The sequence below is a fragment of the Corynebacterium tuberculostearicum genome (assembly GCF_022347235.1).
In the GTDB taxonomy this organism is placed as follows: domain Bacteria; phylum Actinomycetota; class Actinomycetes; order Mycobacteriales; family Mycobacteriaceae; genus Corynebacterium; species Corynebacterium tuberculostearicum_F.
Genome location: NZ_JAKRDX010000024.1, coordinates 1 through 26,895, shown reverse-complemented (window position 1 = coordinate 26,895; position 26,895 = coordinate 1). Strand labels below are relative to the sequence as shown.

The following is a 26,895-nucleotide window of genomic DNA, read 5'->3' as shown; positions in this document are numbered from 1 at the left end:
GTCGTGTCTGGGCAGTTTTAGCTTCAGGGTTTTCAACCGGATCGATGTGGTGAGACATCTGAGCTGGTAGGACCGGAACGATCTCATGAGACATGCGGAACGATGTCTCCGAACCAGACACACTCTGGGGCACCAGTCATGAGTCGCGACATCGTTGACAAACCGGCATCTCAGTTGCTTTTTGTTCTGGGGTGCCGGTTTCTTCGATCGGGCGGTCAGTGTATGGGCTCACCGTTCCGAGCAGCAGTACCAGGACGTCGTAAAGAACACCTACGCGTGACGGGCGGAGCCATTTCCCTCTCGGGCTCGAGAAGGTGCCTTAAGTCCTAAATGGCCGCACTTTATTTCGACGCCACTGGATTGCGACCTTGATGGCGTACAGCTTTAACGATTCCCATATTGCGATTAAGACTGTTCATAGTGTCAAACATGTCCCGACTCACCAGTCAAGTATCACTCGACACGGTAAGGTAGCCCTAAGCGTCAAATATGTCGCGGCTGACCTGTCAAGCATCACGACGATTCCCTCAGGCACAGACTGTCAAATATGTCATGAACTCAGACACACTCTGGGGCACCATTGGGGGTTCGAAGAATTAGGTTTGATTGTTCAAACAACCCCCGAAAGCATGAAACAATGCCTCTTCCTACAAAAGTAGGTGGGCATTTCCTGTTATGCGCGGACTGCCATCCGAGACCTGTGCCCGAAAACGCAACTAGAGTTCGCTATCCGCTAATGGCGTCCAGCTGCTGCTCATTTCAAATCAGACACCATTTATTGGCTAAAGTTCTCGGAGGCGACTCTCGCGTAGATGAGGGTGTCGGTCCATTCGCCCTTGCTGAACCAGTCTTGGACGTGATGCGCTTCGAGCCGGAGTCCAACATGGTTAGCAAGTGCCGCGGAGGCGCTGTTGCGGGCATCCATCTGCGCGGTGATGCGGTGGAGATGGTAATGGTCAAACCCGAGAGCAAGTACCGCGCGAACAGCTTCGCTTGCGAATCCTTGCCCACCGTATGCCGAGTTCAAAACCCACCCGATCTCGCCCTGACGGTGCTCCTTATCTGTAAGCCACAGTGCGACGTCTCCTATGGGGGTGCCGTCATACTCGATGACTAGTGCAAGTGCAGCAGTCTCACCATCGAGGTCAGTTTTTGATTGCCGCTCCGTAAGCTTGTCACGGGTAACTTCCACAGTCCATGGCTCGTCCAACAGGAAACGAGCAACGTCAGGTTGCGAGTACAGCTTGTGAAGCCATGCGACATCGTCTGTCTCGTGCAGACGGAGTCGAAGTCGTTCTGTCACCAACGGTTACTGGGCGGCGGTCACGAGATCGCGCTGGTAGTGGAACAATTCCCCGCGCTGTCCTGCGGGCGTGGTCCCTACGCCTCGTCCGGTCTCGCGGAATCCCGCCGTCGTCAAGCAGTGCTGGGAGGCCTTGTTTTTCGGAAGCGTGCGTGCTGTCAAGGTTCTAAGTCCACTGTTGCGCGCGAAGCGTGATGCCAGCTCCAAGCCCCGATGGGCATGGCCTTCCCCTCGCGCACCGGGATGAATCCAGAACCCGACCTCGGCAGCCTCGGAGCAAACGTCAAAGAGAACCACGGAACCCACGAACCGGTCGGTCTCGGCGTCGGCAAGTGCGAGGACTGCCAACGTGCCGGACGAGAGGCCCGTCGCAACCTCGTCACAGATCATCCGTCGCACGGACTCGGGGGTGTAATCAGGTTCAGGCAGATGAGCAAAGCGCCGCACAGCTTCGTCTTTTGTGCCTGCTGCATACGCGTCTGCGTCCAGTTCGGAGAGAAGGCGTAGGCGAGTGTTCTCAAGAGCGATCGGAAGGTTGGTAGCATCCAGCATGTGCCAAAACTAACATAGTTTGGATAGGTGGTTCAAGCATGTTTGGTTAGGCTGGTGGGGTGAGCTACTGGGAACATCGGAAACCTGTGCAACGCCATCGCGCCGTGAATATTGCGGAAGTTGCAAGAGCATCGGGCAGACTGTTGGACGAAGGTGGTTTGAAGGCACTCACCATGAGGGCTGTGGCGCAACAGGTGGGCGTCGCCCCAGCTAGCCTGTACTCCCGTGTGGAGTCGGTAGACGACTTGTTCGACCTTGCTCTCGACGTAGTGCTTGCAGACGATCCCGTGATGTCCGAGTCGATCAACAACGCCGACCTGCCCGCCCTGATGCAAGCTTTCTTCACGCACCTCACGACCCACCGGTGGGCCGGTCAGGTCATCGGCATGCGTGCCCCCAGAGGCCCTGCTTACCTGGCCCTTTCTGAGCGCATGTGCGTGCTGCTTGAACGAGAGGGAGTCCCGGATCCGTTGGGAACTGCCTACCGGTTATCAAACCTAGTGATCGGCGCCGCCCTGACCGCGCCCATGGCGCCCGACGAAAAGCGTGTTGCCATCAACCCCGAACAAGCACCGACTTATGCGCGCCTCCACGCGGCGCACCACATTAGCCCACAAGAGATCCTCTCCGAGGGCATCAAGAAACTTTTGTCTTGACGGAACCATCCCATTTCGGGCAGCGGCAGTGTGAGGAATACTCGGAAATGGCGAGAGGAAGCTCAGCTGGGCCAGTAGTGGAGTAGCCGGGCTAGGGATTACTCGACTGCCACCATGTGAAGTCTCGAGACATCGTTCCGGTTGGTGTCTTGAGACTTTTGCTTTTCGAATGGTCGGAGTGGCAAGAATTTCGTAATCTAGGCCCATGAAACTTCTTCTCGCTTCATTCCTGCACCCAAACATCGGCGACTACGTTTCGGGACGAGTGCTATATATCGATGATGCCGCTTCAGAGATGCGCAGGGCACCATTTGCACAGGCAGAACTGAAGGCAATTGGAGAGGCAGCAGAAACCTTAGTCCCTCTCACCCTATCGCAATCAAAATCAAGCGATCTTCAAAATGAAATTGCATCAGCCAACTGCATTTATGTCGCAAGCGGCGACGTGTTCCACCTACTTGACGTACTGAAGAAAACGGGTGCCGACCGTGTACTGACTGAGGCAGTAAAGCAGGGCAAGCTTTACGCTGGAAGTTCTGCAGGAGCAGTTGTTGCCGGCCCATCAATTGAGCCTGCATCAATCATGGACGATTCCAAAACTGCACCGCAGCTCACCGACTACACAGCGCTAAACTTAACTTCCCATGTCATTGTTCCTCATGCACAGGGAACCACTGGACCCTATTCAATAGAGGTCATCAGTAAGACTGTCGAGACCTACGGCCGAGAATGGAACCTGCTGCTTTTGAGAGATGGGCAAGCCCTCTTTATGGAAGATGAAAAGTCCATTCTCATCTAATCTGCGATGACAAACACGCCAAGTAGACCAGGAAAGTTCATTTTTCGCCTCAACTACCAGCATTCCTTGTGACCGAGCAATTCCCTTAAAAATACTATGTAGGGACCATTAGGGTCATTTGTTTTGGCGAGCTCCCATCTCGCAGAGCCAACGTTGTGGCGCTTTGAGACAGTCTCACTCTTTGTTATTCACCTACTGCCTGGGACTTAGCTTCTTGGGACTCACCGATGGCATTACCAAGCGCTGCGATGAATGCGATTAGGCCTACCGTGATGAGGATGTGTCCAAGACCGGCGATACCAGAGATCATTGCAGAGGACTCCTCCCCCAGCACGGTCAAGCATCCGTGCCAGATCATGACGCCAACGGTGACGACCACGCCGACGTTATAGAGCCAGAAGAACGCATTGAACTGACCTCGGCTGCGCGACAAACCAAAGACTTTCTCCAATACCAAGAAGATAAGGCTCATCATGAAACCGAGGGCTAGCAAGTGAGTGTGCGCCACGCTTAGCTGAGTGAACTCGCCCGCGGGGAAATCATTGGCACGCGTGAATTCCCGGTAGAACACGCCAGCGCCCAAGCCCAACACGAGGTAGAAAATGGATGCCCAATACAAAGCTTTCATTGTCATTCTCCTTCCCAACCGCTGTCACGGCCGGAGTAGCGATGAATAAAATACTCTAAGGACTTATCCTTCTACATTCGTCATCGTTTTGAATCACAGGGCTAGTTGAAACTGCAATCAACCAGTTGGTTGACTATGAGGCCCGGTAGCTTAAAATTCATAGTCCTGCCGCGGGAAATAAAAGCGCTGACTGTCGGGCACCTTTGTTTTAGCAAAGCCCCGAATCGTTGAAGCAGTTTCGGGTAACTCCAGCTAGTTTGAACAGGCCCACGCCTGAACCTTATTCATATGTTCAACGAAGGCCGCTTCTGTTCTTTGCTCATGCAATTGAATCCAAGCGTCCACGACATCATCTGGGTAAACGCCCGCCGCGCGCAATACCGCCGCGGTGAATGGCACTGGAGCCAAGCCTGAAGCTGTAATCACTCCACCATCAAAAACCGCATCGTCTTCTTTATAGCCCTGAGTGTTGGCGTAGTTCACTGAGGCAAGAAAGCCTTGCGCATTTGAAGTGTGTTCGCAGTGGTCCAGCACCCCAGCACGAGCAAAAGCCAAAGTTCCACCACAGATTGCTGCCAAGAGCACTTCGTTCTCATTTAAGACCTTAATCGTCTCCAACAGCTGTTCGTGCCCGTCAAAGTATGTATCTGCTCCTGGCACCACGAACGCCGCAATATCAGTCCTATTCTGGATGTCCTGCAAGGTCAGGACCGGAACCACCTCGATTCCGCCCTTGGAGCGAACGGCTTCTAGAGATTCGCCAACAAACAAAACCTTAAAGCGACCCGGCACTTGGGCCTCAGCTTCAGCTACCTGCGTTGTGAGGTAGGCATACTCCCAATCAGACATGGTTTCCGTTGCGTAAATAGCAATGATCTTCATGGAATTCACAGTACGCAGGATTTCCAATAAATATTAGAAACTCGAACGACCTGCACCCTCGCCTTAAACTGGCCACATGTCTGAAGTAACGAAGCAATACGCCGTAGACCTCACCCGCCTCGACACCGCCGTATACCGAGCTACCAATTCCGCGGGATCCAGTATTGAGTTTGGCAGTGGCGAGGGACTCCTCTCCCCTGTTGAGCTTTTGCTAGCTGCCGTCGCGGGGTGTTCGGCGGTGGACGTGGATGTGGTGACATCTCGGCGCGCGGAGCCGGAATCTTTTGATGTGCATGTGGAAGGTGACCGCGTAAACGAAGATGGCACATCTCGTCTGTCCGAGGTTCGCGTGGGCTTTGATCTATCTTTCCCAGATACACCCGAGGGCAACCAAGCCCGCAGGATGGTGGACAACCTGATTCGCATCTCCCATGAGAAGGACTGCACGGTATCGCGCACGGTTGAGAACGCCACGCGGGTGAAGTTCAGCAACGACTCGAAATAGCTCCCCGGTGTAATTGCACGACATGCGGTTTCGCTCCGGGAATGACCCCAGCGCCGCTGATATGGTGCAGTTGTTAACTACTGTGACAAATGTGATTACTGCAGGAGCTCAACATGTCACCATCTTTCTCCCGTCGCGGTCTTTTTAAGGCTGGCGCTCTCGCCCTGACCGCAGGTGCTATCGGCGCTGCCGCACCGAATGCAGCGGCACTCGGACCGGTGCGCGGCACCATCATTGATTTCTCCGCCGGCGTACCTTCCCCGCAGGCAATTAAGAATGCCGGCCACATGGGCGCGATTCGCTACGTCTCCGACAAGCGCCCCGGCGCGAACTGGATGACCGGCAAGCCGGTAACCCTCAAGGAGACTAAGGCCAATGCAGCAGCAGGCCTGCCCACTGCGTCGGTATACCAATTCGGCCGTGCGGAAACTGCCGATTGGAAGCAGGGCGCAGCAGGTGCGGCAGTACACGCACCGAAGGCGATTGCGCTACACAAGAAGGCAGGCGGTCCTACCAAGCGCCCGATCTACATCGCGATCGACGATAACCCCACCCGCGAGCAGTACACCCGCCAAATCCGCCCATACCTGCAGGCATTCTCCAAGACGCTAGAGCTGGCCGGCTACCAGACGGGCATCTACGGCAACTACAACACCATCGAGTGGGCGATCCAGGATGGCATCGGCAAGTACTTCTGGATGCATGACTGGGGTTCCAACGGCAAGATTCACCCGCGCACCACTATTCACCAGCTGCCGCACGGCAAGCAGCAGACCATTGGAGGCGTCATCGTTGACGTCAATGAGGTCTATGCCGAAGACTGGGGACAGTGGACGCCTGGCAAGTCCGCGGCCCCTGCACCGGCAAAGAAGCCGACCACCAAGAAACCACAGCCAAAGCCGCAGCCGCAGACCAAGGCCCCAAGCAATGGCTCGTCCGACCTAGTCAATCAGCTGAGCTCACAGCTACAGAGCAAGCACCCGGAGCTACCGAAACTTCCGCAGGTCACCGCCAATGGCGTGAACTTTAATGGCAAGACGTTGAGCAACGATCAGATTCGTCAGCTAGCGAAGATCGTCGCAGAAACGGTCTCTAAGGCGCGGTAGTACTACTTCTTGGAAGGCTCGGAGGTTTTCTCTGAGCTTTTCTTTTTATCTGTGGACTTCTTATCGGAGCTGCCTTTGTCCTTCTTTTTGGACGTAGTGGATTCGCTGGTGGGCTCCTTCGACGAGGTCTTATCCTTCTTGCCCTTGTCGGATTTCTCGTCCTTGTCCTTCTTAGTGGAGGAGGTAGTAGAAGTCTCCGAGGTGGAAGTCTCGATCGGTGGTACGTCTTCGCCGTCTTTGTACTTGAGGAAGCGCTCGGTGGCCTTGCCCAGATTCTTCCCCGTCACCTCATCCTTGACGTAGTCGGTGAGGTCATCGGATGAGCCGGTGATAGAGGCGGCGGCGACGAAGTTCTCGCCAAAGGAAACCGAGGAGTTAATGGACTTATCATTGGACCAGCCCCACTTGCTGCCTACTACGTTGGAGAGCTTGGCTGTGCCGTAGTTCTGAAGGTAGCCATCCTCCGAGATGGGATCGGCATGCGCCATGGCTACGAGCACTGGGTGGGTTTCATCGCGCTCAATGAGCTGCGAGATGAAGCTGGCGACGTCATACGTGGAGGTTTGCGAGTAGCCCCACTGCTCACCGGCCTTGGTGGATTCGAGGTGGAATTCATCGGCAATCGCGTCGATGGAATCCGGGTACTTGTCAAAGAGGTCTTCGGCGGACTTATCAGAGGAGCTAGCGATCATATCCAGCGCCTCATATTTGTCTTCGTACTCGCCCTTTTCCATGACGTAGGTGGCGATATAGAGCTTGATGAGGCTGAGCGCCGGGCGGGCCTCGTGTTCCGAGGCAGAGCCCATGTGCATGCCATCATGCAGGCGGATATAGGTAATTGAATGACCCTCATCGCCCTCCAGGAACTCATTGGTTTCCGGTGGGACGTCGCGGTTGGTGTCTGTTGCTTCCGAGGGGGCGTCGGCAAGCGCGTCGCTTTCACGCTCGCTATTGCTGCACGCGGTGGTGGTCAAGGCGAGCATGCATACGGCCAAAGCGGCACCAGCCTTAACTGATGCCGCCTTGCGGTTCAACGACGTTTTAAACACGTCGATATATGTTACCGGTTGAGTGCACTATCTAGGCAATTAATGCTGCACGGGTGCCTCCACGCCCACGCCGGTAAGGGAGCGAACTTCCATCTCTGCGGAAAGCTCCTCAAAGTTATCCGGCTTGGTCATGATGGATACCAACCAGCCAACGAAGAAGGACAGCGGAATGGAGACCAAACCCGGCGAGGAGAGCGGGAAGATGGCCCAGTCCGCGCCTGGGAACATGGAGGTCTCAGAACCGGAGACTGCCGGGGAGAAGAAGATGAGCACCAGGCAGGACACCACGCCGGTGTACATGGAGGCCACCGCGCCCGCGGTGTTGAACCGGCGCCAGTACAGGGAGTACAGGATGGTCGGCAGGTTGGCGGAGGCCGCCACCGCAAACGCGAGGGAGACCAGGAAGGCCACGTTCTGGGTCATGGCCAGGATGCCCAAGATGATGGAGACGATGCCAAGGACCACCACAGTGGCCTGGGAGACGCGGACCTGCTCGGCCTCGGTGGACTCGCCGTTGCGGATAACCGCGTGGTAGATATCGTGCGCAATGGATGCAGAGGCGGTAATGGCCAGGCCAGCCACCACGGCGAGCACGGTAGCGAAGGCCACGGCGGAAATAATCGCCATGAAGATGGAGCCGCCGATCTCGAGCGCGAGTAGTGGCGCTGCGGCATTGGCGCCGCCCGGGGCGTCGAGAATGCGGTCCGGACCCACCAGTGCTGCCGCACCGTAGCCCAGGACCAGGGTCATAAGGTAGAAGGCACCGATAATAACGATCGCCCAGGTAACGGAGCGGCGCGCCTCAGTCGCGGTGGGCACGGTGTAAAAGCGCATCAGCACGTGCGGCAGGCCGCCCACGCCGAGCACCAGGGAAATGCCCAAGGAAATAAAGTCCAGCTTGGTGGCGGTGGTGGCGCCGTACTTCAGGCCTGGGGCCATGATGTCTTTAGCCTCGTAGCCCTTCTCTTTAATCTGCTCGGAAGCGGCATGCATGTCGATGGCGTTATTAAACAAGGTGCTAAAGCCGCCGCGCAGGGCAATAAAGACCAAGAAACACATGATGACCACGCCGGCTACCAAGAGCACGGCCTTGATCATCTGCACGTAGGTGGTGCCTTTCATACCGCCGACCAGGACGTAGACAATCATGAGCACGCCCACGATGCCCACGACGAGGGCCTGCCACTTGAAGTCGTGGATATCCAACAGCACGGCCACCAGCGAGCCGGCGCCGGCCATCTGCGCGATGAGGTAGAAGAGCGTGACGAAGAGGGTGGCGATGGACGCCGCCACGCGCACGGGCTTTTGCTTCAGGCGGAAGGAGAGGACGTCCGCCATGGTGAAGCGGCCGACGTTACGCATGGGCTCGGCGACGAGCATGAGTGCTACCAGCCAGGCGACGAAGAAGCCCACCGAGTACAAGAAGCCGTCATAGCCGTTGAGCGCCACCGCGCCGACGATGCCTAGGAAGGATGCGGCGGAGAGGTAGTCACCGGAGATGGCCAGACCGTTCTGGCGTCCGGAGAAGCTGCCGCCACCGGTGTAGAAGTCCGAGGCTTCCTTGGTGGTTTTGCCGGCGCGCAGCACCACCGCCATGGTGACGATGAGGAACAGGGCGAAGATGGAAATATTCAGGATGGGGTTGCCGGCGGAAGACTCGGCGGCAAGGGTGGTGGTAGTCATTAGTTGCCCTCCAGTTCTGCACGGATGGCGGCCGACTTCGGCTCGATATTCTTATTGGCGTACTTCACGTAAATCCACGTGATGATGAAGGTGGTGAGGAACTGGGCGAGGCCGAAGACTAGGCCGATGTTCCAGCCGCCGCCGAGCTCGGTTGCCATGAAGCCTGGGGCGAACACGGCGGCAAGAACGTAGACCACGTACCACACGAAGAAGGCCACGGTCATAGGGAAGGTAAAACTCCGGTAGGTGCGGCGCAGCTCGCCGAATTTGGCGGAGTCGCGCATCGCGATGAACTCGCTACCGGTGGGTTCGCGGCGCGAGACAGGAGTTGCAGCTACGTCACTCATAGAGCATCGTCTCCTTGGGTGAGAGGGACTTGGGTCACACGAGATAGTGTGTCACTGCTCACTATCCACGTTGATCTGTAAGTTACAGAACATTTTCTGCAAGGTTGTAAACTCTGCCAAGAAAACCTTCCACTCCCCCACCCTTTCAACCCCATAGGCTTCACTGAACTGGAATAACATCTTCAGCAAACTACCCCCGAGGGAGGAATTTTTTACCCCTTGTAAAGATTGTTAACAGCCGCTTGGCAAAAAAAAAGCCCCCGTGAGGGGGCCTAATCTGCGGTTGACGCTACTCTTCGTTGCCTGGGAATTCGCGCGGGTCATTGAACATACGGCCAAAGCCCTCCTGACCCTCAAGGGCGTCAATGGCGGATACTTCCTCCGCCGTGAGCTCCAGCTCGGTGGCGGCCAAGTTTTCCTTCAAGCGCTCGGTGTGCGCGGACTTCGGGATGACGGAGATGCCCTTAGACATAAGGTACGACAGTACTACCTGTCCCTCGGTGGCCTCGTGGTCAGCCGCAGCCTGCTCAATCACAGGGTTATTGAGCACAACGCCGCGCGCCAGCGGGGCCCATGCCTCGGTAACGATGTCATTATCGTGGTGGAAGGCGCGCAGGCTGGACTGGGTAAAGCCCGGGTGGATCTCCACCTGGTTGAGCACCGGAGAAATGCCGGTGGTGGAAATTAGGTCCTTGAGCACGTCCTCGTAGAAATTAGCCACGCCGATGGACGCAATCTGACCCATGCCCTGCAGGCGGGCGATAGCCTCAAAGGTCTCGTTGTACAGGCCACCCTGCGGCCACGGCCAGTGGATGAGGTAGAGGTCCAGGTAGTCCAGCCGCAGATCCTTCAGCGACTGCTGGAATGCCTCTTCCACCTTGTGCTCTCCCTGATGGGAGTGCCACACCTTGGAGGTAATAAAGAGCTCATCGCGGGTGACGTCGCCGGCATCCATTGCCTGCTTCAGGGCGGTGCCTACCGCCTCTTCGTTCTTGTAGAGCGTGGCGGTATCGAAGTGGCGGTAGCCCAAATCGATGGCCTCGCGGATGACGCGGATGCATTCCTCGTCATAGAGTTTGTACGTACCCAGGCCCAGCTGGGGCATGTCGCGGTCATCATTGAAAGTTACGGTTGGCACAGTCATGTTCTCCATTGTGCCGCAGTTTTTCTCACCGCGCCGAAAACGACGAAACCCCAGGGCTAACCCTGGGGTCGAGCGCTTTTAGTCCGCGCGGATGAGGTCAATAATGAAGACCAAGGTGCGGCCGGACAGCGGGTGCGCACCACCGGCGGGGCCGTAGGCCTTTTCCGGCGGGATGATGAGCTTGCGGCGACCGCCCACCTTCATTCCCGGAATGCCCTCTTGCCAGCCGGCGATGAGACCGGTCAGCGGGAACTGGATGGACTGGCCACGGTCCCACGAGGAATCGAATTCTTGGTTGGTCTCGTATTCAGCGCCGACGTAGTGGACCTCCACTACGGCACCAGGCTGAGCCTCAGCACCGTCGCCGACGACGATGTCTTCTACAACAAGGTCGGTCGGCGCTGGGCCAGACTGGGCTTCAATAACAGGCTTATCCATGGGGATTATTCTCCTTGGGAAATCTAGTTTGTTCGTGCGGTCGCATTAAAAACCGAACCGAGCTGCACCTATTATAGGTGCTACCACCCGATTCGGCTTAATTCGACAGACCCGCGAGACGCTTTAACGCTCGTTGCGCGGGGTAACCTTACGCAGGGACTCGCCGGTGTAAATCTGGCGCGGACGGTTGATCTTGGTGTTGATCTCCAGCTGCTCGCGGTACTGAGCAATCCAGCCCGGCAGGCGGCCGATGGCGAAGAGGACGGTAAAGAAGTCCGTCGGGAAGCCCATAGCGCGGTAGATCAGGCCGGTGTAGAAGTCCACGTTCGGGTAGAGCTTGCGGGAGACAAAGTAGTCATCGTTCAGCGCAATGTCTTCCAGCTTCATGGCCAGATCCAGCATCGGGTCGCCACCCAGGTGCTCGATAATTTCGTGTGCGGTGTCCTTCACAATAGCCGCGCGTGGGTCGTAGTTCTTGTAAACGCGGTGGCCAAAGCCCATGAGGCGAACGCCCTTTTCCTTATTCTTCACGCGGTTCATGAAGTCGGTAGCGTCACCATCGTGGTTGTTCTGGATATCTTCCAGCATCTCCAGAACGGCCTGGTTTGCGCCGCCGTGCAGCGGACCGGACAGGGCGTTAATGCCGCCGGCGATGGAGACAAACATATTAGCCTGAGCGGAACCAATCATGCGCACGGTGGAAGTGGAGCAGTTCTGCTCGTGGTCAGCGTGCAGGATAAGCAGCTTATCCAGCGCCTTAGCTACAACCGGGTCAACCCCGTACTCCTCGGTGGGGTAGCCGAACATCATGCGCAGGAAGTTCTCGCGGGCGTTCAGGCTATTATCCGGGTACATATAAGGCTTGCCCTGGGAAGCGCGGTAAGCATACGCAGCCAGCATTGGAACCTTAGCCAGCAGGCGGACGGTAGCCTTATCCAGCTGCTCCGGATCCAGCGGGTTGAGCTGGTCTTGGTAGTACGCAGAAAGAATGTTAAGGGAGGAAGCCAGCACGGCCATTGGGTGCGCGTTGCGCGGGAAGATATTGAACGCGGCCTTGAAGTCCTCATCCAACAGGGTGTGGTGGCGGATTTCGCGGTTGAAGTGGCTGAGCTCTTCCTCGTTAGGCAGATGACCCTTAATCAGCAGGTAAGAAACCTCGTTAAAGGAAGCGTTTTCCGCCAGGTCCGCGATATCGTAACCGCGGTGGCGCAGGATGCCCTCTTCACCGTTAATGAAGGTGATCTTGGACTCGGTGGAACCGGTGGAGGTATAACCAGGGTCGAAGGTAACGAGCCCGGTCTCGTTACGGAGCTTGGAAATGTCAAAGCCGGAGTCACCCTCGGTGGACTGCTTGATGTCCATCTCGTACTCGCCGCCTGGGTACTGGAGCACTACCTTGTTGTCTTCAGAAGCCACGGAAGTTCCTTTCTCTATGTGAAGAGTCACTATTAAGCACTAACTTAAGAAAGCTAGCTTGATACCTCTTCACACTTTAGCAAACTTTGTGACGCCGCCAACAGGATTTGGTCGACTAAAATAACTGCCGTTCGACCGAAACTGCTCTACACTGGCACACATGAGCACTCCAGAACTTACGCTGCCTGCCGACCTCCTGCCTGCCGACGGCCGCTTTGGCTGCGGCCCCTCCAAGGTTCGCCCCGACCAGCTTGCGGCCATTGACCCCGCGGTCATGGGCACCTCCCACCGCCAGCCGGCGGTAAAGAACCTCGTAGGTTCGGTGCGAGAAGGCTTAAGCGATCTCTTCTCCTTGCCAGAGGGCTACGAGATCGTTCTTTCCCTCGGCGGCGCCACCGCCTTCTGGGATGCTGCCACCTTCGGGCTCATCGAGCGCCACTCCGCCCACCTCACCTTTGGTGAGTTTTCCACTAAATTTGCCAAGGCCGCCGCGGGTGCACCCTGGCTCGATGCCCCGTCCATCGTGGAGTCCCCCGCGGGCACCGCGCCCGACCCACGCGAACTCTCTGCGGAAGCGGACGTCGTCGCTTGGGCACACAATGAAACCTCCACCGGCGCGATGGTAGAAGTCACCCGCCCGCACCCCCGCAATGATCAGCAGCTGGTGGTCGTGGACGCCACCTCCGGCGCGGGTGGCCTGCCCGTGCACATCTCCGATACGGACGTCTACTACTTCTCGCCGCAAAAGTGCTTTGCTTCCGACGGCGGCCTGTGGCTCGCCGCCATGTCCCCCGCCGCACTGGAGCGGATTGAGAAAATCAACGCCTCCGAGCGCTATATCCCCACCTTCCTCAACCTGCAGACGGCAGTAGATAACTCCCGCAAGAACCAGACCTATAACACCCCGGCAATCGCTACCCTGCTCATGTTGGATAACCAGGTCCAGTGGATGAATGCCAACGGCGGGCTCGACGGCATGGTTGAGCGCACCACCGAATCCTCCACCACGCTGTACAACTGGGCCGAATCCCGCCCGGAGGCCACTCCCTTCGTCGCGGAGCCCGCGTCCCGCTCGCTCGTGGTGGGCACCATCGACTTCGCCGAGTCCGTCGATGCCGCAGCGCTCGCCGCCGCCCTGCGGGCTAACGGCATCCTGGACGTGGAGCCGTACCGCAAGCTGGGCCGCAACCAACTGCGCATCGGCATGTTCCCGGCCATCGATCCGGCCGATATTGCCAAGCTGACCCGATGCATCGACTACGTCTTGGATGCGAATTAACGCATCACCCCCAACATGCCCCGCCGCCTCGCAGGCCGCGGGGCATCTTCACGTTATAGTTGAATGCATCACAGATATGTCCGCCGTCGATAGGCAAAAGGAGCGCCCTATTATGCGCGAGCTGTTCCCAGTTGACAGCGAGTCGACCGAAACCTCTTTGGTGCTGCGCACCGAAGACGGCGAAGAGTTTTTCCTCTCCATCACCGATGAGCTGCGCGAGGCCCTGCAGGGCGAGCAGGAGGAAACCCCGGAAGAGGAACCGGCGGCTCCGGCCATCAGCCTGGCCAAGCCCACCAAACCGGAACCGGTGGAAGAGACAAAGATCCGCCCGGCGGAGATCCAAAACCGCATTCGCGCCGGCGCCTCTGCGGCGGAGCTGGCGGAAGAAATGGGCGTGCCCGAATCTCGCATCGAGCCCTTCGCCTACCCGGTCATGCTGGAGCGCAACCGCATCGCGGAGATTGCCAAGCAGGCCCACCCGGTCCGCGAGGACGGACCGGCCAAGCTCACCTTGTGGGAGGTTCTGGCCACCGCCTTTGCCGCGCGTGGACACTCGCTCTCCGAGTCCACCTGGGACGCCTACCGCCACCAGGGCGAGGCCTGGATCGTGCGCGTGATGTGGAAGGCCGGCTTGTCCGAGAACGAGGCCGAGTGGTACTTCAAGCAGTCCATGTCCTCGCCCGCCACGGTGGAAGCGCGCAACTCGGTGGCCGCGGACCTAACGGACCCGGATTTCGTGCAGCCGGTGCGCTCGCTAACCTCGCTGGGCAGCGGCCGCTATGACGAAGCTATCGATGGCGACCAGCCCAGCAACGTCACCGACCTCACCGCGCCGACCACCCCTCCGGAAGAGCCGGAGGAAGAGGAGTTCCTGCAGAACCCCTCGCCAGAAGAAAAGCCCACCAAGCGCCGCCGCAAGGCCGTCACCCCACATTGGGAGGACGTGTTGCTCGGCGTTCGCTCCAATACCAAGCGCCCTAGGGACTAATCGTGGACATCTCTCACGCAGTACTTACTCTCTGGTACATCTCTCAGCCCAATGCGGAAGAGGTGTTAAAGACCGAACCCAAGGCGGATCGGGGCTTTGGGCGGAAATTCCTCGCCCAACTGGACCCGACCTTCCCGGTCACGCCGATTGGGCAATTCCCGCTCAACCGCTCCGCACAGACGGATCCGAACGAGTACTACATCGGCGGCTACCCCGGCATCACCGTGGTGCAAACAGTCTGCGAGGGGGATTCTGTTCTCCTTTCCCAACTGCCAGAAACGCTCCTGAATGCGGTGCCCGCCCAGCGCGTCATTGCGCTGGCGAGCAATGAGAAAGAAGGCTACGCCGGCTTCGCCCTGTGGGAGGGCGGCGATCTCAAGCGCTGCCTGTGCGCTACCCGCGAGCACCTCTACGAGGACACCGGCCTGCCCGAGCCCTTCGAGGCGCCCTACTGGGCGGGCGAAAAGTATGAGCCGCTGGGCGGAATCTCCCTGCCTTTCGAGCCGCAGGGCATCATGGAAGCGGCCCAGGAATACTGGCTCGGCATCAAGGTGGGGCACGATGGCCCGGACCTAGACGTTGTGGGCTACGCGGTCGACGGCCGCCCAGAGCCAAAGATCGACCCGCCGAAACCCAAGCGCTCCGTGGGGGAACTAGCCGCACAGTCGGCCAATAAGCTGGGCCTGAACGACTATGACGACTACGAGGACCACAGCGCCGAGCCGGAATCCACCGGCGAGGAAATCATCTCCACCGCCAAGCACTTGGGCTCGCTCATCGGCAATTGGAGCGCTCAGACGTTTAAGTCGCTCAAGGAGCGCTGGCGCTCATAAAAGGAAATGGCGGCGGCAGTCGCCACATTAAGAGAATCGGTGCCAGGGGCCATCGGTATGCGTGCGCGTATATCGGTGGCCTTCATTGCATGTTCGGTAAGGCCGGGGCCCTCCGCGCCGACGAGCATCGCCACCTTATCCAGGCCATGCATGGCCTCGGCCAAGTGCACCGCCTGGGGGTTGGGGGTGAGGGAAATGAGGGTAAAGGAGGCGTCGGCAAGCGCCTGCAAGGAACGCTGCCAGGTAGTAAACCCGCCCTCTAAATAGGCAAAGGGCAAGCGCAGCACGTGCCCCATGGACACGCGCACCGAGCGCCGATAGAGCGGATCCGCCGCACCGGAGCCCAGCAGCACCGCATCCACGCCCATGCCAGCGGCATGGCGGAAGATGGCGCCAATATTTTCATGATCGCCTACGCCCTCGAGCACGGCGATGGTTTTTGCGGTCTCTAGAATCTCGCTCACCTCCGGCTCCGGGGCGCGGTCCGCGGCGGCGACCAGCCCGCGGTGCATATCGAAGCCGGCCACCTCCGCTAGGGTCTCACGGGAGACCTCGTAGATGGGGCATTCCGGCTCGCCATACTCAGAAATATAGGCCTCCACCTTCTTGGGAAAGCCCACGAGGCAGCGCATGGGGAACCGGGATTCGGCCAGCCGGGAGACCACCAACGGGCCCTCTGCAATGACGAGACCCTCGCCGGATTTATCGGATTTGTTGAGGTTCCGAATATCGTCCAGGCGAGGGTCTGCGGGGTCAGTAATCAGCATGCCCTTAGGCTAGCCGATGGCATTGGAAATCGGATCCATGCCAAAGAAAATCACGAAGAGGCCAGCCAAGAGCCACATGATCCAGTGCACGTCCTTGGCCTTGCCGGCAAAGGTGGACATGAGCGCGAAGGAGATGAAGCCCACGCCGATGCCGTTGGCAATGGAATAGGTAAACGGCATGGTCACGATGGTGAGGAAGGCGGGGATGGCGATCTCCATCTTGGTCCAGCGGATTTCGGTCAGCTGCGCGGCCATCATTACGCCGACGATGACGAGTACCGGAGAGGCGGCCTCGATGGGCACGATCTCATAGAGCGGCGTTAAGAACATCGCGGCGAGGAACAGCACGCCGGTCATGAGGTTGGCCAGGCCCGTGCGGGCGCCATCGGCAATGCCGGCGGAGGAATCCGCAAAGACGGTATTGGAAGAAGCAGAGCCCAGGCCGCCGGCCACGGCGCCGAAGCCCTCGACGACGAGGGCCTTCTTCATGTCGGGGAGGTTGCCGTCGGCGTCGACAAGCTTGCCCTGCTTGCCCAGGCCGGTCATGGTGCCCATCGCATCAAAGAAGTTGGTCAGCAGCAGGGTAAAAATCAGCAGCACCGTGGAGACCACGCCGATCTTGGTAAAGGCGCCCACCAGGTTCACATCGCCCACGATGGACAGATCCGGAATGCCGCCGAGCGCCTCCGGCTTCACGGGCGCGGCCATGCCCCAGTCCTCGGAGCCGGTAAACGCCTGGATAATAAACGCGATGATGGTGGTAAGCACGATGGCGATAAAGAGCCCGCCCGGCACGTTCCGGATGACCATGAAGGAACAGATAATGAGGCCGATGACAAAGACCAGCGCGGGCCAGGTAGAAATCGAACCATTGATGCCCAGCCCCACCGGCACGGTGGTGTGCGCGGCGTCCGGCACGCGGGTGACAAAGCCACCATCCACGAGGCCAATCATGGCGATGAACATGCCGATGCCCACGCCCATCGCCGCCTTCATGGACTGAGGGATGGCGTCAAAGACGGCGGTGCGGAAACCAGAGATGGCCAGCAGGACGATAATGATGCCCTCGATGACCACTAGGCCCATGGATTCCTGCCAGGTCAGCCCGCTAGTGGCGACCATGCTCACGCCCACGAAGGTATTCATGCCTAAGCCTGCGGCCATGGCGAAGGGATACTTGGCAATGGCGCCGAAGAGAATGGACATGACGCCGGCGACCAGCGCGGTGGCGGCGGCGACCTGTGGCACGCCCAGCGCGTAGCCTTCTGCGTCCTCGGTTGTACCGAGGATGAGCGGGTTCAAAAGGATGATATAGGCCATGGCGAAGAACGAGACCGTTCCCGCGCGTAGCTCGGTTCCAATGGAGGAACCACGTTCAGAGATATGGAAGTAGCGATCGAGAGTGGCTTTCAACGCCTGCGCCTTTCACGTACAGCGAGTCTTACGCCATAAGTGTGCTGCCTTAATCCTCGATTTCAAAATCCTGGAAGATGGGCTTTTCATCATCGAAGGCCACTTCCGGGGCCTTTTCTTCCCGCACGCGCGTCTGCGAATGTGCACCGCAGCCATAGCGCGAGTGCACCACCCGGCCATCCGCCGAGTACTCATTGGCGCAGACGCCATAGTTATCCAACAGCTGCACATAAAACGCACAGGTGCGGCATTGCAGGCGCGCCTTGGCCGCCATATCCGTATTGGGGCCGAACTCGGTGCGCCAGCGCTTCTTGGCGTCTTCCAGGCCGGACGCTGATAGGTTATTGCCATCCAGGCGGGAATCATCCACGGCCGGTGGCATTAGGTCTCCGGGCCCGAGGTCGCCTGGCCGCACACGGTCCTCATAGGGCACCCATTCCGGCGGCTGCAGGGCCTCCCCTCCCGGCACCAGCGCCACCTCATTGACGGTGACGTAGCGCGATCCCTCCGCGCAGGCGAGCACCGCCTGCCATTCCCAGCCAGGGTAGCCAGGCATTTCTGCTTCAAATCGGTGGGTAGCAACGTTTCGGCCCATCCCGGCGACGCCGATATGCTTGCCGACGCCCCCTTCCCCCACCTCATCCAACGCCTCGCGCGCGATGCGCACGGCGCGGGAATCGATCAACGGATTTGCTTTTCGCTTACTCACGCCCCTCATTATTCATTATGGAGCGCACGCGGTGGTACATATGGTGCATGTCGTTTCTTTCCCGCGCCGCCTGCATTCTCCTCCCCTGCACGCTCGCCGCCTGTTCCTCTACACCAGCAGAACCCGAAGTAGAACACCTCTCCGTCGAGGTTCTCGGCACCGCTTCCCTGCCGCCCAACTCCTTTACGCAGGGCCTCGAAACCGATCCGGACGGCAACCTGCTCCTGGGCACCGGCCAATGGGGCGAATCCCGCCTGGAGCGCTTCTCCCCCGAATCCGGCGAAACCTTGGCCGAAACGCGCCTGGATAGCCGCTACTTTGGCGAGGGCATCACCCAAGCCGGCGATTCCATCTGGCAGCTGACTTGGAAGTCCGGCCAAGCCCTGAAATACGACCGAGACCTACGCCAGGTAGATACCGCCACCTACTCGGGCGAGGGCTGGGGCCTGTGCAATACCGGCGAGGAGCTCCTCATGTCCGATGGCTCCGCGACCCTGCGGCACATGGACCCAGAGACCTTCGCGGAGCGCTCCACTACCGACGTCACCCTGGAGGGAAAGCCCCTCGAAGACATCAATGAACTCGAGTGCGTGGGCGATGCCGTCTACGCCAATGTGTGGATGGATGACAACATCTACCGCATCGATCCCTCCACCGGCCGAGTAACCGCCGTCATCGCTACCGACGCGATTGATAAGTCCCGCTATACCGACCCCGATGATGTCCTCAACGGCATCGCACACATCACAGACGATGAGTTCTGGCTTACCGGCAAGCGGTGGGAAGAACTCTTCCACGTTCGAGTAAGGTAAAGGCCCATGGCAACCCGTAAGGAAGCAAGGAAAAAGTCGCTGCTGCAGATCTTGGCCCTCATCGTGGTCGTGGCGGTCATCGTCGCCGCCGTAGTGATCTTCCAAAACTGGTGGAACCAGCGCCCGGGTCCCGATCCCCGCGACATCAAGGTCACCGCCTCCGTGGGCGATAATTCCATCGACGTCGCCCCGTACATCGCGTGCGAGCCCGGCACCGAATGCCCAGAAGGCGAGGTCCCGAACCTCACCGTGGGGGATGATGACACCCTCAAACTCGATATTCCCGAAGAAATCTCCGACCACGAGTGGAAGATTCTTTCCATCTACGATGACCCCGCCGCCAACGATGAAACCGCGCACGGCGCGAACGAAACCACCGAGGTCTCGATCCCCGGCTCGGTAGACCCCATCAAGGCCTCTACCGGCAAGCGCCCCCGCCTCAAGGTGGTGGAGATTTCCTCCATGATGATCGGCACCGATGACAACGGTGACGAAACCCCTTTGGCCACCGTGTGGTCCCTGACCACGATGACCGATAAAGAACGAGAAGCCTCCGCGGAGGAATCCACGAAGGCTTCTAATTAGCTATCCAAATCCTTCGCGATTGCGCGGAGGATTTCTGCTACCTGGCGCCCAGTCTTGCGCTCCGGGTAGCGGCCGGAATTGAGCACCGGCTGAATCTGCGACTCCAGCAAGGTCATCACGTCAGAGACCATGCTGCCGAGTTCTTCCGGCTTGCGGGCCGGGGTGCGGCGACGCGGCTTATCCAATACTTTGACCCGCAGCGCCTGCGGACCGCGGCGCCCGGCCGCGAAATCGAAGTCGATGCGCTGGCCGGGGAACAGTTCCTCTACTCCCTTGGGCAGCACGTTGCGGCCAACATAGACGTCTTCATCGCCCGGGTTGCTGACGAAACCGAAACCTTTCTCGGCGTCATACCACTTCACTTTGCCAATAGGCATAGGTACCCACCTCTTCTCTAGGGGAAAATCTTTATTTTAGCCGCCTGGTCAAAACAACAGAAGTCGCGCACTCTGCCGCGACACACCCGCGTTACATGACATAGATCACATGGTGTCGCCCACCTGCGAAAATGCCCCCTCACCCACCACATTTGTCCCATTTCTTTCCCGTTTAGTGCCCATAACGTGACACTTTCGTTATAAACCGCTACGCTGTCCTCCAGACACTTAAGAGCCGTTAAGAAAGTTGCCCTCGCCCGCCCTTTCTTTTTGGTACATATTTTTTGCACTTAATGCGGGCACACAGAGAGGACTAACTACATGGGACGCCACTCCGCTAAGAACCGTATGGCCGCTAAGTTCACCGCCGGCACCGTCGCCTTCGGCGCTGCCGCTGCCATCATGGCACCGACCGCTTCCGCTGCTCCGGATTCCGACTGGGACCGTCTGGCACAGTGCGAGGCCGGCGGCAACTGGCACATCAACACTGGCAACGGCTACCAGGGCGGACTGCAGTTCAACCCACAGACCTGGCAGGCCAATGGTGGCGGCCAGTTCGCTGCCACCGCTGACCAGGCTACCCGCGAGCAGCAGATTGTCGTCGCTGAGCGCGTGCTCGCTTCCCAGGGCTGGGGCGCATGGCCGGCTTGCTCCGCTTCCCTCGGCCTGAACTCCGCTCCAACCCAGCGCACCGCTCCGTCCGCTGCCCCTAAGGCTCCGGCCCAGGCACCGGCTCCGGTCAAGCAGGCTGCCGCTCAGAAGTCCGACGAGCTGGCTGTTGATGCTCTGTACAACACCATCAAGAACGCCGCTAACTCCTACGGCCTGGCACTGCCTGCGCAGTTCACCGAGCTGTACAAGGCTAACCGCCACGACTTCAACAACTTCTACTCTGCCAACCGCAACGTCATCGACCCGATTGCGCAGATGATTGAGAACATCACCCGCTAAGACATAGCGATAAAGGGCCCATTGCAATAGCAATGGGCCCTTTTTGTATGAAAGAAAAATCCCCGCACCAAGGCGGGGACATACTCTAGCGATTGATGCGAGTATAAGGGTGAACGTAGTTCAGCTTCTCTGCCGGCATCGGCAAGATCAGATCATCGCCGTAGGGGCTGGACGCACCAGCAAAAGGCGCAGAGATTTCCGTGATTGCGTGCTCGCGATTTTCGTTCTTCGGCCAAGCCGGGGAAACGTGACCCTTCTTCTGATTCGACATAGCCCTTATTATTTCAAACCTTGCGCAAAAACGTAACTCAAACGATAACTAAACTGGGGTGACATCATGACTCAGTCTTCCCACCTCCCGCATTTCCGCACGTGGCTCGCCTCCCTTGAGGAAGAAGAGCTCGCCACCATCCTCCGCAACCGGCCGGATGTGCTCAATCCGCTACCCCCGAGCATCGCCGCGCTGGCTACCCGCCTGCTACTGCGCACGTCTATCGCGCGGGCGCTCATGAATTGCACTGCACGACAGCTTGCGGAAATCGAAGATATCGCGCGCCGCGGCGGAGAGCTCCAAGAGGTAGAAGACCTTAATCCGGATATCACCCGCCAGCTCAAGGAACGTGGCCTGGCCTACGGCAACGTCCTCATCCCACCCGAGGTCATGCCTGCCCTTCCCACGGGCTGGTCCCTCCTCGACCAGGTCCAAGTCAGCCCGGAGGACATCGCCGAGCTGCCGGACGAAGAACGGAAGGTCCTCGAGACCCTATCGCGCTCCAATGGCCTGGGTACCACGCGAGATGCGGCCATCGATGCGGATCCGGCCCGGCCGATTCCGCGGCTCATCGCCAAGCAGCTGCTCCAGCGCGTGGACGCCACCACCGTCCGCCTGCCGCGCCCTGTGCACCTTGCACTGAACGGCAAGCCCACCGCGCCGATCCCGGTGGAGGGAATCACCGAATCCCCTGCCCCGGATTCCAAGGCCGATGATGCCGGTACCGCGGCCGGCCTTTCCGCCGTGCGCGGCATGCAGCGCGTCATTGACGCCCTAGGCGCGCGGCCGATAGAACTGCTCAAGGACAAGACCGTCGGCGTTCGCCAGCTCACCAACCTGAGCAAAACCCTCACCATCGATGAGGAGGAGTTACGCCGCCTCATTGGCCTGGGCATGAGCGCCCGCCTGCTCAGCCGCGGCGAGCCGAAAAACTTCGAGGGCAATTTCCTCGCGCCAACGGAGCTCGCCCAAACCTGGCTCGACGCAAACCTCGCCGAAAAATGGCAGCTCCTGCTCGAGTCATGGACAACCTCCACATGGACCAGCGAAGGCCGCACGCTAGCGCACACCAATGATCGGCTGCCGGAATTTAGACAAAAGGTCCTGCAGGTCTACCTGCGCGGAGCGAAACCCACCTTCGAAGAATCCCTACGCTTCCACTTTCCGCTCTTTGCCACCCACACTTCGGACGAGACCATCGCCGAACTCCGCGCGGAAGCCGAGTGGATCGGTGCCATTGCCCTCGAGCGCCCCACCAGCGTGCTTATCGACGGCCCCGACGCCGCCGCCCGCCTGACCCCCGACACGGTCGACTACTTCCTCATCCAAGCGGATATGACCGTACTGGTTCCTGGCCCGCTCGATCCGGAGACCCACCAGCGGCTCGAATCAGTAGCCGACCTCGAGTCCCCCGGCCTGGCCAGCGTTTACCGCATTTCGGATGCTTCCCTGCGCCGCGGTCTGGATCGCGGCATGACTGGGGAGGAAATCCAGGCCTTCTTCGCCGCCCACGGGGATGTGCCGCAGACGCTGGAGTTCCACATCGGGGACGTCGCCAAGCGCCATGGCACCCTGCGCTCCGGTCCGGCGCTGTCCTACCTGCGCAGCGAGGACCCGGCGCTCCTCCAGATTGCGCTCAAGGCCGCGCCCTTGCGCCTGCTCGCGCCCACCGTCGCGGTGTCCCAATTGCCGGTACACGACCTGCTGGAACGACTACGCGACCACGGACTCTCTCCCGCTGCTGAAGACGAAAGCGGCGCCAGCCTTAACGTCGCGCCCGAACCGGCTACACTGCCGACGCCCACCGCCCGCCGGGCCACCGCTTCCCCGAACATTGAGAAGGCGATGCGCACCCTGCGCGACGATGCCGCACCTTCCACGCCCAGCCTCGATATAGTCCACGCCGCCGCGCGCACTGCCCGGCCGATCACCATCGGTTATGCGGATAAGAACGGCAATGAAAAGAAACGCACCGTCACCCCGCTGACCGTGGCGGGCGGGCAAATCGACGCTCGCGCGGCCGATGGCTCTACCATCCGGTTTCCCTTGCACCGGATCACCTCCGTTACGCTGGAGCCATGAATGGACCATTAATTGTGCAGTCGGATAAGACCGTCCTGCTCGAGGTGGATCACGCCCAGGCCGCCGAGGCCCGCGCCGCGCTCGCTCCCTTTGCGGAGCTGGAGCGCGCTCCCGAGCATGTGCACACCTACCGCATCACTCCGCTCGCGCTGTGGAATGCCCGCGCGGCCGGACACGACGCCGAGCAGGTCGTCGACGTCCTTGAAAACTACTCGCGCTTTCCGGTCCCCCAAGCCCTGCTTATCGACGTCGCCGAAACCATGTCCCGCTACGGCCGCGTCCGCCTGCACGCCCACCCAGCCCACGGCCTCATTCTCGAGTCCGATGAGCCCCCCATCCTCGAAGAACTCTCCCGTGGTGCAACCGGAAAACTCCTCGGCGCGCGCATCGACGAGCATTCCATCGCCGTCCCGCCCTCCGAGCGCGGCCGCCTTAAACAAGCCCTCCTCAAGGCAGGCTGGCCGGCAGAGGATCTCGCCGGCTACGTCGATGGCGAGTCCCACCCCATCGCCCTCAATCACGACGGCTGGCAGCTACGTGATTATCAGCAGTACGCCACCGAGGCCTTCTGGTCCGGCGGCTCTGGCGTCGTAGTACTTCCCTGCGGTGCTGGCAAGACTATCGTCGGTGCAGCCGCGATGGCCAAGGCAGAATCGACCACGCTCATCTTGGTCACCAATACCGTCGCCGGCCGCCAATGGCGCGACGAGCTCCTGCGCCGCACCACCCTGACCGAGAATGAAATCGGCGAATACTCCGGCGAAAAGAAGGAAATCAAGCCGATCACCATTGCCACCTACCAGGTGGTCACCCGCAAAAACAAGGGCGAATACCGCGCCCTCGAGCTCTTCGATTCCCGCGACTGGGGCCTCATCATCTATGACGAGGTCCACCTCCTTCCCGCCCCGGTGTTCCGCATGACGTCGGACCTTCAATCGCGGCGTCGGCTAGGGCTCACCGCCACCCTCGTGCGCGAGGACGGCCGCGAGGGCGACGTCTTCTCTCTCATCGGACCTAAGCGCTATGACGCCCCATGGAAAGAACTCGAGATGGCCGGCTATATCGCCACCGCCGAATGCATCGAGGTCCGCGTGGATATGGATGCCGAGGAACGCATGCTCTATGCCACCGCCCAACCTCGCGACCGCTACCGCATCGCCGCCCAAGCCGCCGCCAAACTTCGAGCGGTGGACAAGATTCTCGCCCGCCACCCACAGCAGGCCCTCATCATCGGTGGTTACGTGGACCAGCTCAAAGAACTCGGCGCGCATCTCGACGCCCCTGTTATCGACGGCTCCACCTCCACCGCCAAACGCGAGCGCCTCTTCCAACAATTCCGGGACGGCACGCTCCCTGTACTCGTCGTGTCCAAGGTGGCCAATTTCTCCATCGACCTACCTGAGGCCGCCCTGGCCATTCAGGTCTCCGGCACCTTCGGTTCCCGCCAGGAAGAAGCCCAGCGCCTTGGCCGACTCCTCCGCCCGAAGGAAGAAGAAGCCCTCTTCTATTCGCTAGTCACCCGCGATAGCCTCGATGCGGACTATGCCGTACACCGCCAGCGCTTCCTCGCCGAGCAGGGATATGCCTACCGGCTTATCGACGCACTAGACTTAGACCAATGAAAATCTTCAAGTTCGACGTAGACGAGTCCTTTGCCAAGGCCAATAACGAGCTCTTGCGCGATTCCAACCGCCTTCGCCTCTCCGGCCTAGTGCTGGGCATCCTGCTCATCATCGGCGGCGCGGCCATCTGGTGGGGATTTTCCTGGGGCATCACTATCGGCCTAGGCATGATTCTATTCGGGATCATGGTGGCGATCGTCGGCTTTGCCGCCGCCCATAAAGTTGGCACCGCCCAGCAACTCTATGACTCCTATCCCCTTGCGCCGGCCGTCATCGCTGAAGTAAATGAACGCGATATGGTCTTGCTCGCATTGGTGAATACCAATGTGGATCCTTCCCTTCCTCCCCGCTGGGCTGCATGCCTGCGCACCGTAACCGCCATCCCCGGCACCCAACGCACCGTAGGCACCAAGGTTCCCGTCGCCGCTGTTTCCGGCCGCGCAGACAATAACCACTGGCAGCAAATCACCCCGATGCCCATCGCTTGGGGCACCCCCGACGCCGAAACCGTCACCATTGCCCGAAAGTCCATCCCCCAGGAGGAATGGCAGCGCCTCGAGCGCGCCCGCAAGCGCCTGTCCGACGTGAAGGCCACGAAGTTCGACCTTCTAGTTCTCTAGGGCTCCACAAACCTTTCTGGATACAGCATTACTTCTAGGAGCGGGTCCGGCCACTTGTTGAGAACTATCTGGGCGACCTCTTCCTCCCTTTCGGGGAAATGATCCCTCGCTAGTTCCACCCAGAATTGCCCGCAGGACCGCGCCTGCCAATCTGGTTCAGATTCGGTACCACGCTTCGCGTACTCCCACGCAGCGTCATACTCACCGATTTCTTCTAAGGCTTTAGCTGCCTCTTCGAAATAAACCGCGTAGCTACCCTCAGCCAAGTGTGTACGAATAATTGCTTCGACGTCTTGATCTAAAACCGCAAAGCGCTTCTCCATATACTTACGGCGGATAACATCTGCGTTTTCCGCCCAAGCGCGCACCCGAGTCAGGCCGTCTTCTCCGAGGAGCGTTGAATATGCAACAGGGTCAAGATCGAAGTAATCAACCTCGTTGCTCTCATGGAAATCAATGAACCACTCGGCCAGCTCCATTGGCGCAGGCTTGGCGCGCTGTGCGCTCTTAGCATGGAGCTCGATAAGCTCTTCAACAACCTCACTTAACATGCCAAGTGAGTCATCCGCATTGGCTATCACATCTACGGCAATCTCCAGCGCTTCTTGCACAACCGAGAAGACTTGGGCTGGATCCTCCGAAGGGTCCTCCACGGCAAAATCGAGCACGCCAATTCCATCTTGCATTTTCAGTGCACGTCTAGCTGCCCGATCCTCATCAAGAAAGGATCGGGTCCTACTCTGAAAAAATGGCAAGGCGATGACAGCCTGTGGGCTCATGAGACTAGCCTCCTCGGTACGCTATCAGCCCATTTTAACGGCGTCCCCTACCCTGTGGAGGTCTTCCTTTCTGTTCGTTGTTGTTGGTGTGTGAGGTACTGGGCCCAGGTGTGGTTCCAGTGTGTTTGGTGTGTGGCTAGTGGTCCGGTGGGGTGGTCTAGTTGGTAGGTACCGTCGTGGTGGAGCCAGGCGATGGTGCCGGTAATCGGGTCGAGGATGTAATGGATTCTGCGGTCGGTTTTGATGTTGTGGTGGTGTTGGCAGAGGTTTACTAAATTGTCTGGGCTGGTTGGCCCGCC

Annotated in this window: 29 protein-coding genes; 13 read left to right on the top strand and 16 right to left on the bottom strand. The window is 59.3% G+C overall.

What is annotated here, in order from left to right:
• Window positions 1–775 precede the first annotated feature (775 nt).
• Both MHK09_RS10650 and MHK09_RS10645 read right to left on the bottom strand, forming a co-directional pair.
• Window positions 776–1,303, bottom strand: coding sequence for a GNAT family N-acetyltransferase (locus MHK09_RS10650; protein WP_250413527.1), 528 nt, complete (start codon window positions 1,301–1,303; stop codon window positions 776–778).
• 6 nt (window positions 1,304–1,309) lie between these two features.
• Window positions 1,310–1,855 (bottom strand): GNAT family N-acetyltransferase, encoded by a 546-nt coding sequence (locus MHK09_RS10645; protein WP_250413526.1) that lies wholly within the window; start codon window positions 1,853–1,855, stop codon window positions 1,310–1,312.
• A gap of 59 nt (window positions 1,856–1,914) precedes the next feature.
• Between MHK09_RS10645 and MHK09_RS10640 the strand changes: the two genes are divergently transcribed.
• Together MHK09_RS10640 and MHK09_RS10635 are read left to right on the top strand one after the other, a co-directional pair.
• Complete coding sequence (locus MHK09_RS10640) at window positions 1,915–2,511, top strand: TetR/AcrR family transcriptional regulator (RefSeq protein WP_366511733.1); 597 nt, start codon at window positions 1,915–1,917, stop codon at window positions 2,509–2,511.
• A gap of 205 nt (window positions 2,512–2,716) precedes the next feature.
• Complete coding sequence (locus tag MHK09_RS10635) at window positions 2,717–3,310, top strand: Type 1 glutamine amidotransferase-like domain-containing protein (protein ID WP_250413524.1); 594 nt, start codon at window positions 2,717–2,719, stop codon at window positions 3,308–3,310.
• Window positions 3,311–3,494: 184 nt separating this feature from the next.
• Here the strand turns inward: MHK09_RS10635 and MHK09_RS10630 are convergent, their stop codons facing one another.
• Window positions 3,495–3,938 carry a DUF2871 domain-containing protein gene (locus tag MHK09_RS10630; RefSeq protein WP_250413523.1) on the bottom strand — a complete coding sequence of 148 codons (444 nt, stop codon included), beginning with the start codon at window positions 3,936–3,938 and terminating at the stop codon, window positions 3,495–3,497.
• Between the two features lie 252 nt (window positions 3,939–4,190).
• Window positions 4,191–4,820 (bottom strand): DJ-1/PfpI family protein, encoded by a 630-nt coding sequence (locus MHK09_RS10625; protein WP_250413522.1) that lies wholly within the window; start codon window positions 4,818–4,820, stop codon window positions 4,191–4,193.
• Between the two features lie 76 nt (window positions 4,821–4,896).
• Between MHK09_RS10625 and MHK09_RS10620 the strand changes: the two genes are divergently transcribed.
• Together MHK09_RS10620 and MHK09_RS10615 are read left to right on the top strand one after the other, a co-directional pair.
• Complete coding sequence (locus tag MHK09_RS10620; protein ID WP_250413521.1) at window positions 4,897–5,325, top strand: OsmC family protein; 429 nt, start codon at window positions 4,897–4,899, stop codon at window positions 5,323–5,325.
• Between the two features lie 113 nt (window positions 5,326–5,438).
• A complete protein-coding gene (locus tag MHK09_RS10615; RefSeq protein WP_250413520.1) occupies window positions 5,439–6,431 on the top strand; it encodes a DUF1906 domain-containing protein in 993 nt (330 codons plus the stop codon).
• A gap of 2 nt (window positions 6,432–6,433) precedes the next feature.
• Here MHK09_RS10615 and MHK09_RS10610 read toward each other — a convergent pair whose 3' ends face one another.
• From MHK09_RS10610 to MHK09_RS10585, 6 genes are all read right to left on the bottom strand, one after another.
• Window positions 6,434–7,426, bottom strand: coding sequence for a hypothetical protein (locus MHK09_RS10610; RefSeq protein ID WP_251068761.1), 993 nt, complete (start codon window positions 7,424–7,426; stop codon window positions 6,434–6,436).
• Between the two features lie 93 nt (window positions 7,427–7,519).
• Complete coding sequence (locus MHK09_RS10605) at window positions 7,520–9,163, bottom strand: monocarboxylic acid transporter (protein ID WP_250413518.1); 1,644 nt, start codon at window positions 9,161–9,163, stop codon at window positions 7,520–7,522.
• On the bottom strand, window positions 9,163–9,510 hold the full coding sequence (locus MHK09_RS10600; RefSeq protein WP_250413517.1) for a DUF485 domain-containing protein: 348 nt from the start codon (window positions 9,508–9,510) through the stop codon (window positions 9,163–9,165). Before MHK09_RS10600 ends, MHK09_RS10605 begins: the two co-directional genes overlap by 1 nt.
• A 289-nt stretch (window positions 9,511–9,799) precedes the next feature.
• On the bottom strand, window positions 9,800–10,663 hold the full coding sequence (locus tag MHK09_RS10595; RefSeq protein ID WP_250413516.1) for an aldo/keto reductase: 864 nt from the start codon (window positions 10,661–10,663) through the stop codon (window positions 9,800–9,802).
• A gap of 69 nt (window positions 10,664–10,732) precedes the next feature.
• Window positions 10,733–11,092 (bottom strand): FKBP-type peptidyl-prolyl cis-trans isomerase, encoded by a 360-nt coding sequence (locus tag MHK09_RS10590; RefSeq protein ID WP_250413515.1) that lies wholly within the window; start codon window positions 11,090–11,092, stop codon window positions 10,733–10,735.
• Window positions 11,093–11,215: 123 nt separating this feature from the next.
• Entirely contained in the window at window positions 11,216–12,508 is a 1,293-nt protein-coding gene (locus MHK09_RS10585) for a citrate synthase (RefSeq protein ID WP_250413514.1), read from the bottom strand.
• Between the two features lie 160 nt (window positions 12,509–12,668).
• Between MHK09_RS10585 and serC the strand changes: the two genes are divergently transcribed.
• The 3 genes from serC (at window position 12,669) to MHK09_RS10570 (ending at window position 15,608) form a co-directional block, all read left to right on the top strand.
• Complete coding sequence (serC, locus tag MHK09_RS10580) at window positions 12,669–13,787, top strand: phosphoserine transaminase (RefSeq protein ID WP_250413513.1); 1,119 nt, start codon at window positions 12,669–12,671, stop codon at window positions 13,785–13,787.
• Between the two features lie 112 nt (window positions 13,788–13,899).
• Window positions 13,900–14,775, top strand: coding sequence for a septation protein SepH (gene sepH, locus MHK09_RS10575; RefSeq protein WP_250413512.1), 876 nt, complete (start codon window positions 13,900–13,902; stop codon window positions 14,773–14,775).
• Between the two features lie 2 nt (window positions 14,776–14,777).
• Window positions 14,778–15,608 (top strand): DUF6928 family protein, encoded by an 831-nt coding sequence (locus tag MHK09_RS10570; RefSeq protein ID WP_250413511.1) that lies wholly within the window; start codon window positions 14,778–14,780, stop codon window positions 15,606–15,608.
• On the opposite strand, the gene MHK09_RS10565 is transcribed toward MHK09_RS10570, so the two are convergent.
• The 3 genes from MHK09_RS10565 to MHK09_RS10555 are packed head-to-tail and all read right to left on the bottom strand — an operon-like array spanning window position 15,569 to window position 18,506.
• Window positions 15,569–16,375, bottom strand: coding sequence for a TrmH family RNA methyltransferase (locus MHK09_RS10565; RefSeq protein WP_250413510.1), 807 nt, complete (start codon window positions 16,373–16,375; stop codon window positions 15,569–15,571). The two genes, MHK09_RS10570 and MHK09_RS10565, sit on opposite strands and share 40 nt — an antisense overlap.
• 9 nt (window positions 16,376–16,384) lie before the next feature.
• Window positions 16,385–17,788 (bottom strand): NCS2 family permease, encoded by a 1,404-nt coding sequence (locus MHK09_RS10560; RefSeq protein WP_005328366.1) that lies wholly within the window; start codon window positions 17,786–17,788, stop codon window positions 16,385–16,387.
• 49 nt (window positions 17,789–17,837) lie between these two features.
• On the bottom strand, window positions 17,838–18,506 hold the full coding sequence (locus tag MHK09_RS10555; protein ID WP_250413509.1) for a DUF3027 domain-containing protein: 669 nt from the start codon (window positions 18,504–18,506) through the stop codon (window positions 17,838–17,840).
• 38 nt (window positions 18,507–18,544) lie between these two features.
• Here MHK09_RS10555 and MHK09_RS10550 point away from each other — a divergent pair, with 38 nt between their 5' ends.
• Both MHK09_RS10550 and MHK09_RS10545 read left to right on the top strand, forming a co-directional pair.
• Window positions 18,545–19,309: a glutaminyl-peptide cyclotransferase gene (locus tag MHK09_RS10550; RefSeq protein ID WP_200436232.1), complete on the top strand. Its 765-nt coding sequence runs from the start codon at window positions 18,545–18,547 to the stop codon at window positions 19,307–19,309.
• 6 nt (window positions 19,310–19,315) lie between these two features.
• On the top strand, window positions 19,316–19,894 hold the full coding sequence (locus MHK09_RS10545) for a DUF2771 domain-containing protein (RefSeq protein WP_250413508.1): 579 nt from the start codon (window positions 19,316–19,318) through the stop codon (window positions 19,892–19,894).
• Here the strand turns inward: MHK09_RS10545 and MHK09_RS10540 are convergent.
• Window positions 19,891–20,271 carry a cold-shock protein gene (locus MHK09_RS10540; RefSeq protein ID WP_005323875.1) on the bottom strand — a complete coding sequence of 127 codons (381 nt, stop codon included), beginning with the start codon at window positions 20,269–20,271 and terminating at the stop codon, window positions 19,891–19,893. The genes MHK09_RS10545 and MHK09_RS10540 overlap by 4 nt on opposite strands.
• Window positions 20,272–20,592: 321 nt before the next feature.
• Here MHK09_RS10540 and MHK09_RS10535 point away from each other — a divergent pair, with 321 nt between their 5' ends.
• Window positions 20,593–21,222 carry a resuscitation-promoting factor Rpf1 domain-containing protein gene (locus tag MHK09_RS10535; RefSeq protein WP_179386190.1) on the top strand — a complete coding sequence of 210 codons (630 nt, stop codon included), beginning with the start codon at window positions 20,593–20,595 and terminating at the stop codon, window positions 21,220–21,222.
• A gap of 85 nt (window positions 21,223–21,307) precedes the next feature.
• Here MHK09_RS10535 and MHK09_RS10530 read toward each other — a convergent pair whose 3' ends face one another.
• A complete protein-coding gene (locus MHK09_RS10530; protein WP_005329460.1) occupies window positions 21,308–21,493 on the bottom strand; it encodes a hypothetical protein in 186 nt (61 codons plus the stop codon).
• A gap of 66 nt (window positions 21,494–21,559) precedes the next feature.
• On the opposite strand from MHK09_RS10530, the gene MHK09_RS10525 reads away from it, so the two are divergent.
• From MHK09_RS10525 to MHK09_RS10515, 3 genes are read left to right on the top strand one after another with little or no spacing between them, the layout of a single operon-like run.
• Window positions 21,560–23,575, top strand: a complete 2,016-nt coding sequence (locus MHK09_RS10525; RefSeq protein WP_250413507.1) for a helicase-associated domain-containing protein — start codon at window positions 21,560–21,562, stop codon at window positions 23,573–23,575.
• On the top strand, window positions 23,572–25,197 hold the full coding sequence (locus MHK09_RS10520; protein ID WP_250413506.1) for a DNA repair helicase XPB: 1,626 nt from the start codon (window positions 23,572–23,574) through the stop codon (window positions 25,195–25,197). The genes MHK09_RS10525 and MHK09_RS10520 overlap by 4 nt, the downstream gene beginning before the upstream one ends.
• Complete coding sequence (locus MHK09_RS10515) at window positions 25,194–25,817, top strand: DUF3239 domain-containing protein (protein ID WP_250413505.1); 624 nt, start codon at window positions 25,194–25,196, stop codon at window positions 25,815–25,817. The genes MHK09_RS10520 and MHK09_RS10515 overlap by 4 nt, the downstream gene beginning before the upstream one ends.
• Here MHK09_RS10515 and MHK09_RS10510 read toward each other — a convergent pair.
• On the bottom strand, window positions 25,814–26,596 hold the full coding sequence (locus MHK09_RS10510; RefSeq protein WP_250413504.1) for a DUF6880 family protein: 783 nt from the start codon (window positions 26,594–26,596) through the stop codon (window positions 25,814–25,816). The two genes, MHK09_RS10515 and MHK09_RS10510, sit on opposite strands and share 4 nt — an antisense overlap.
• Between the last annotated feature and the right edge of the window lie 299 nt (window positions 26,597–26,895).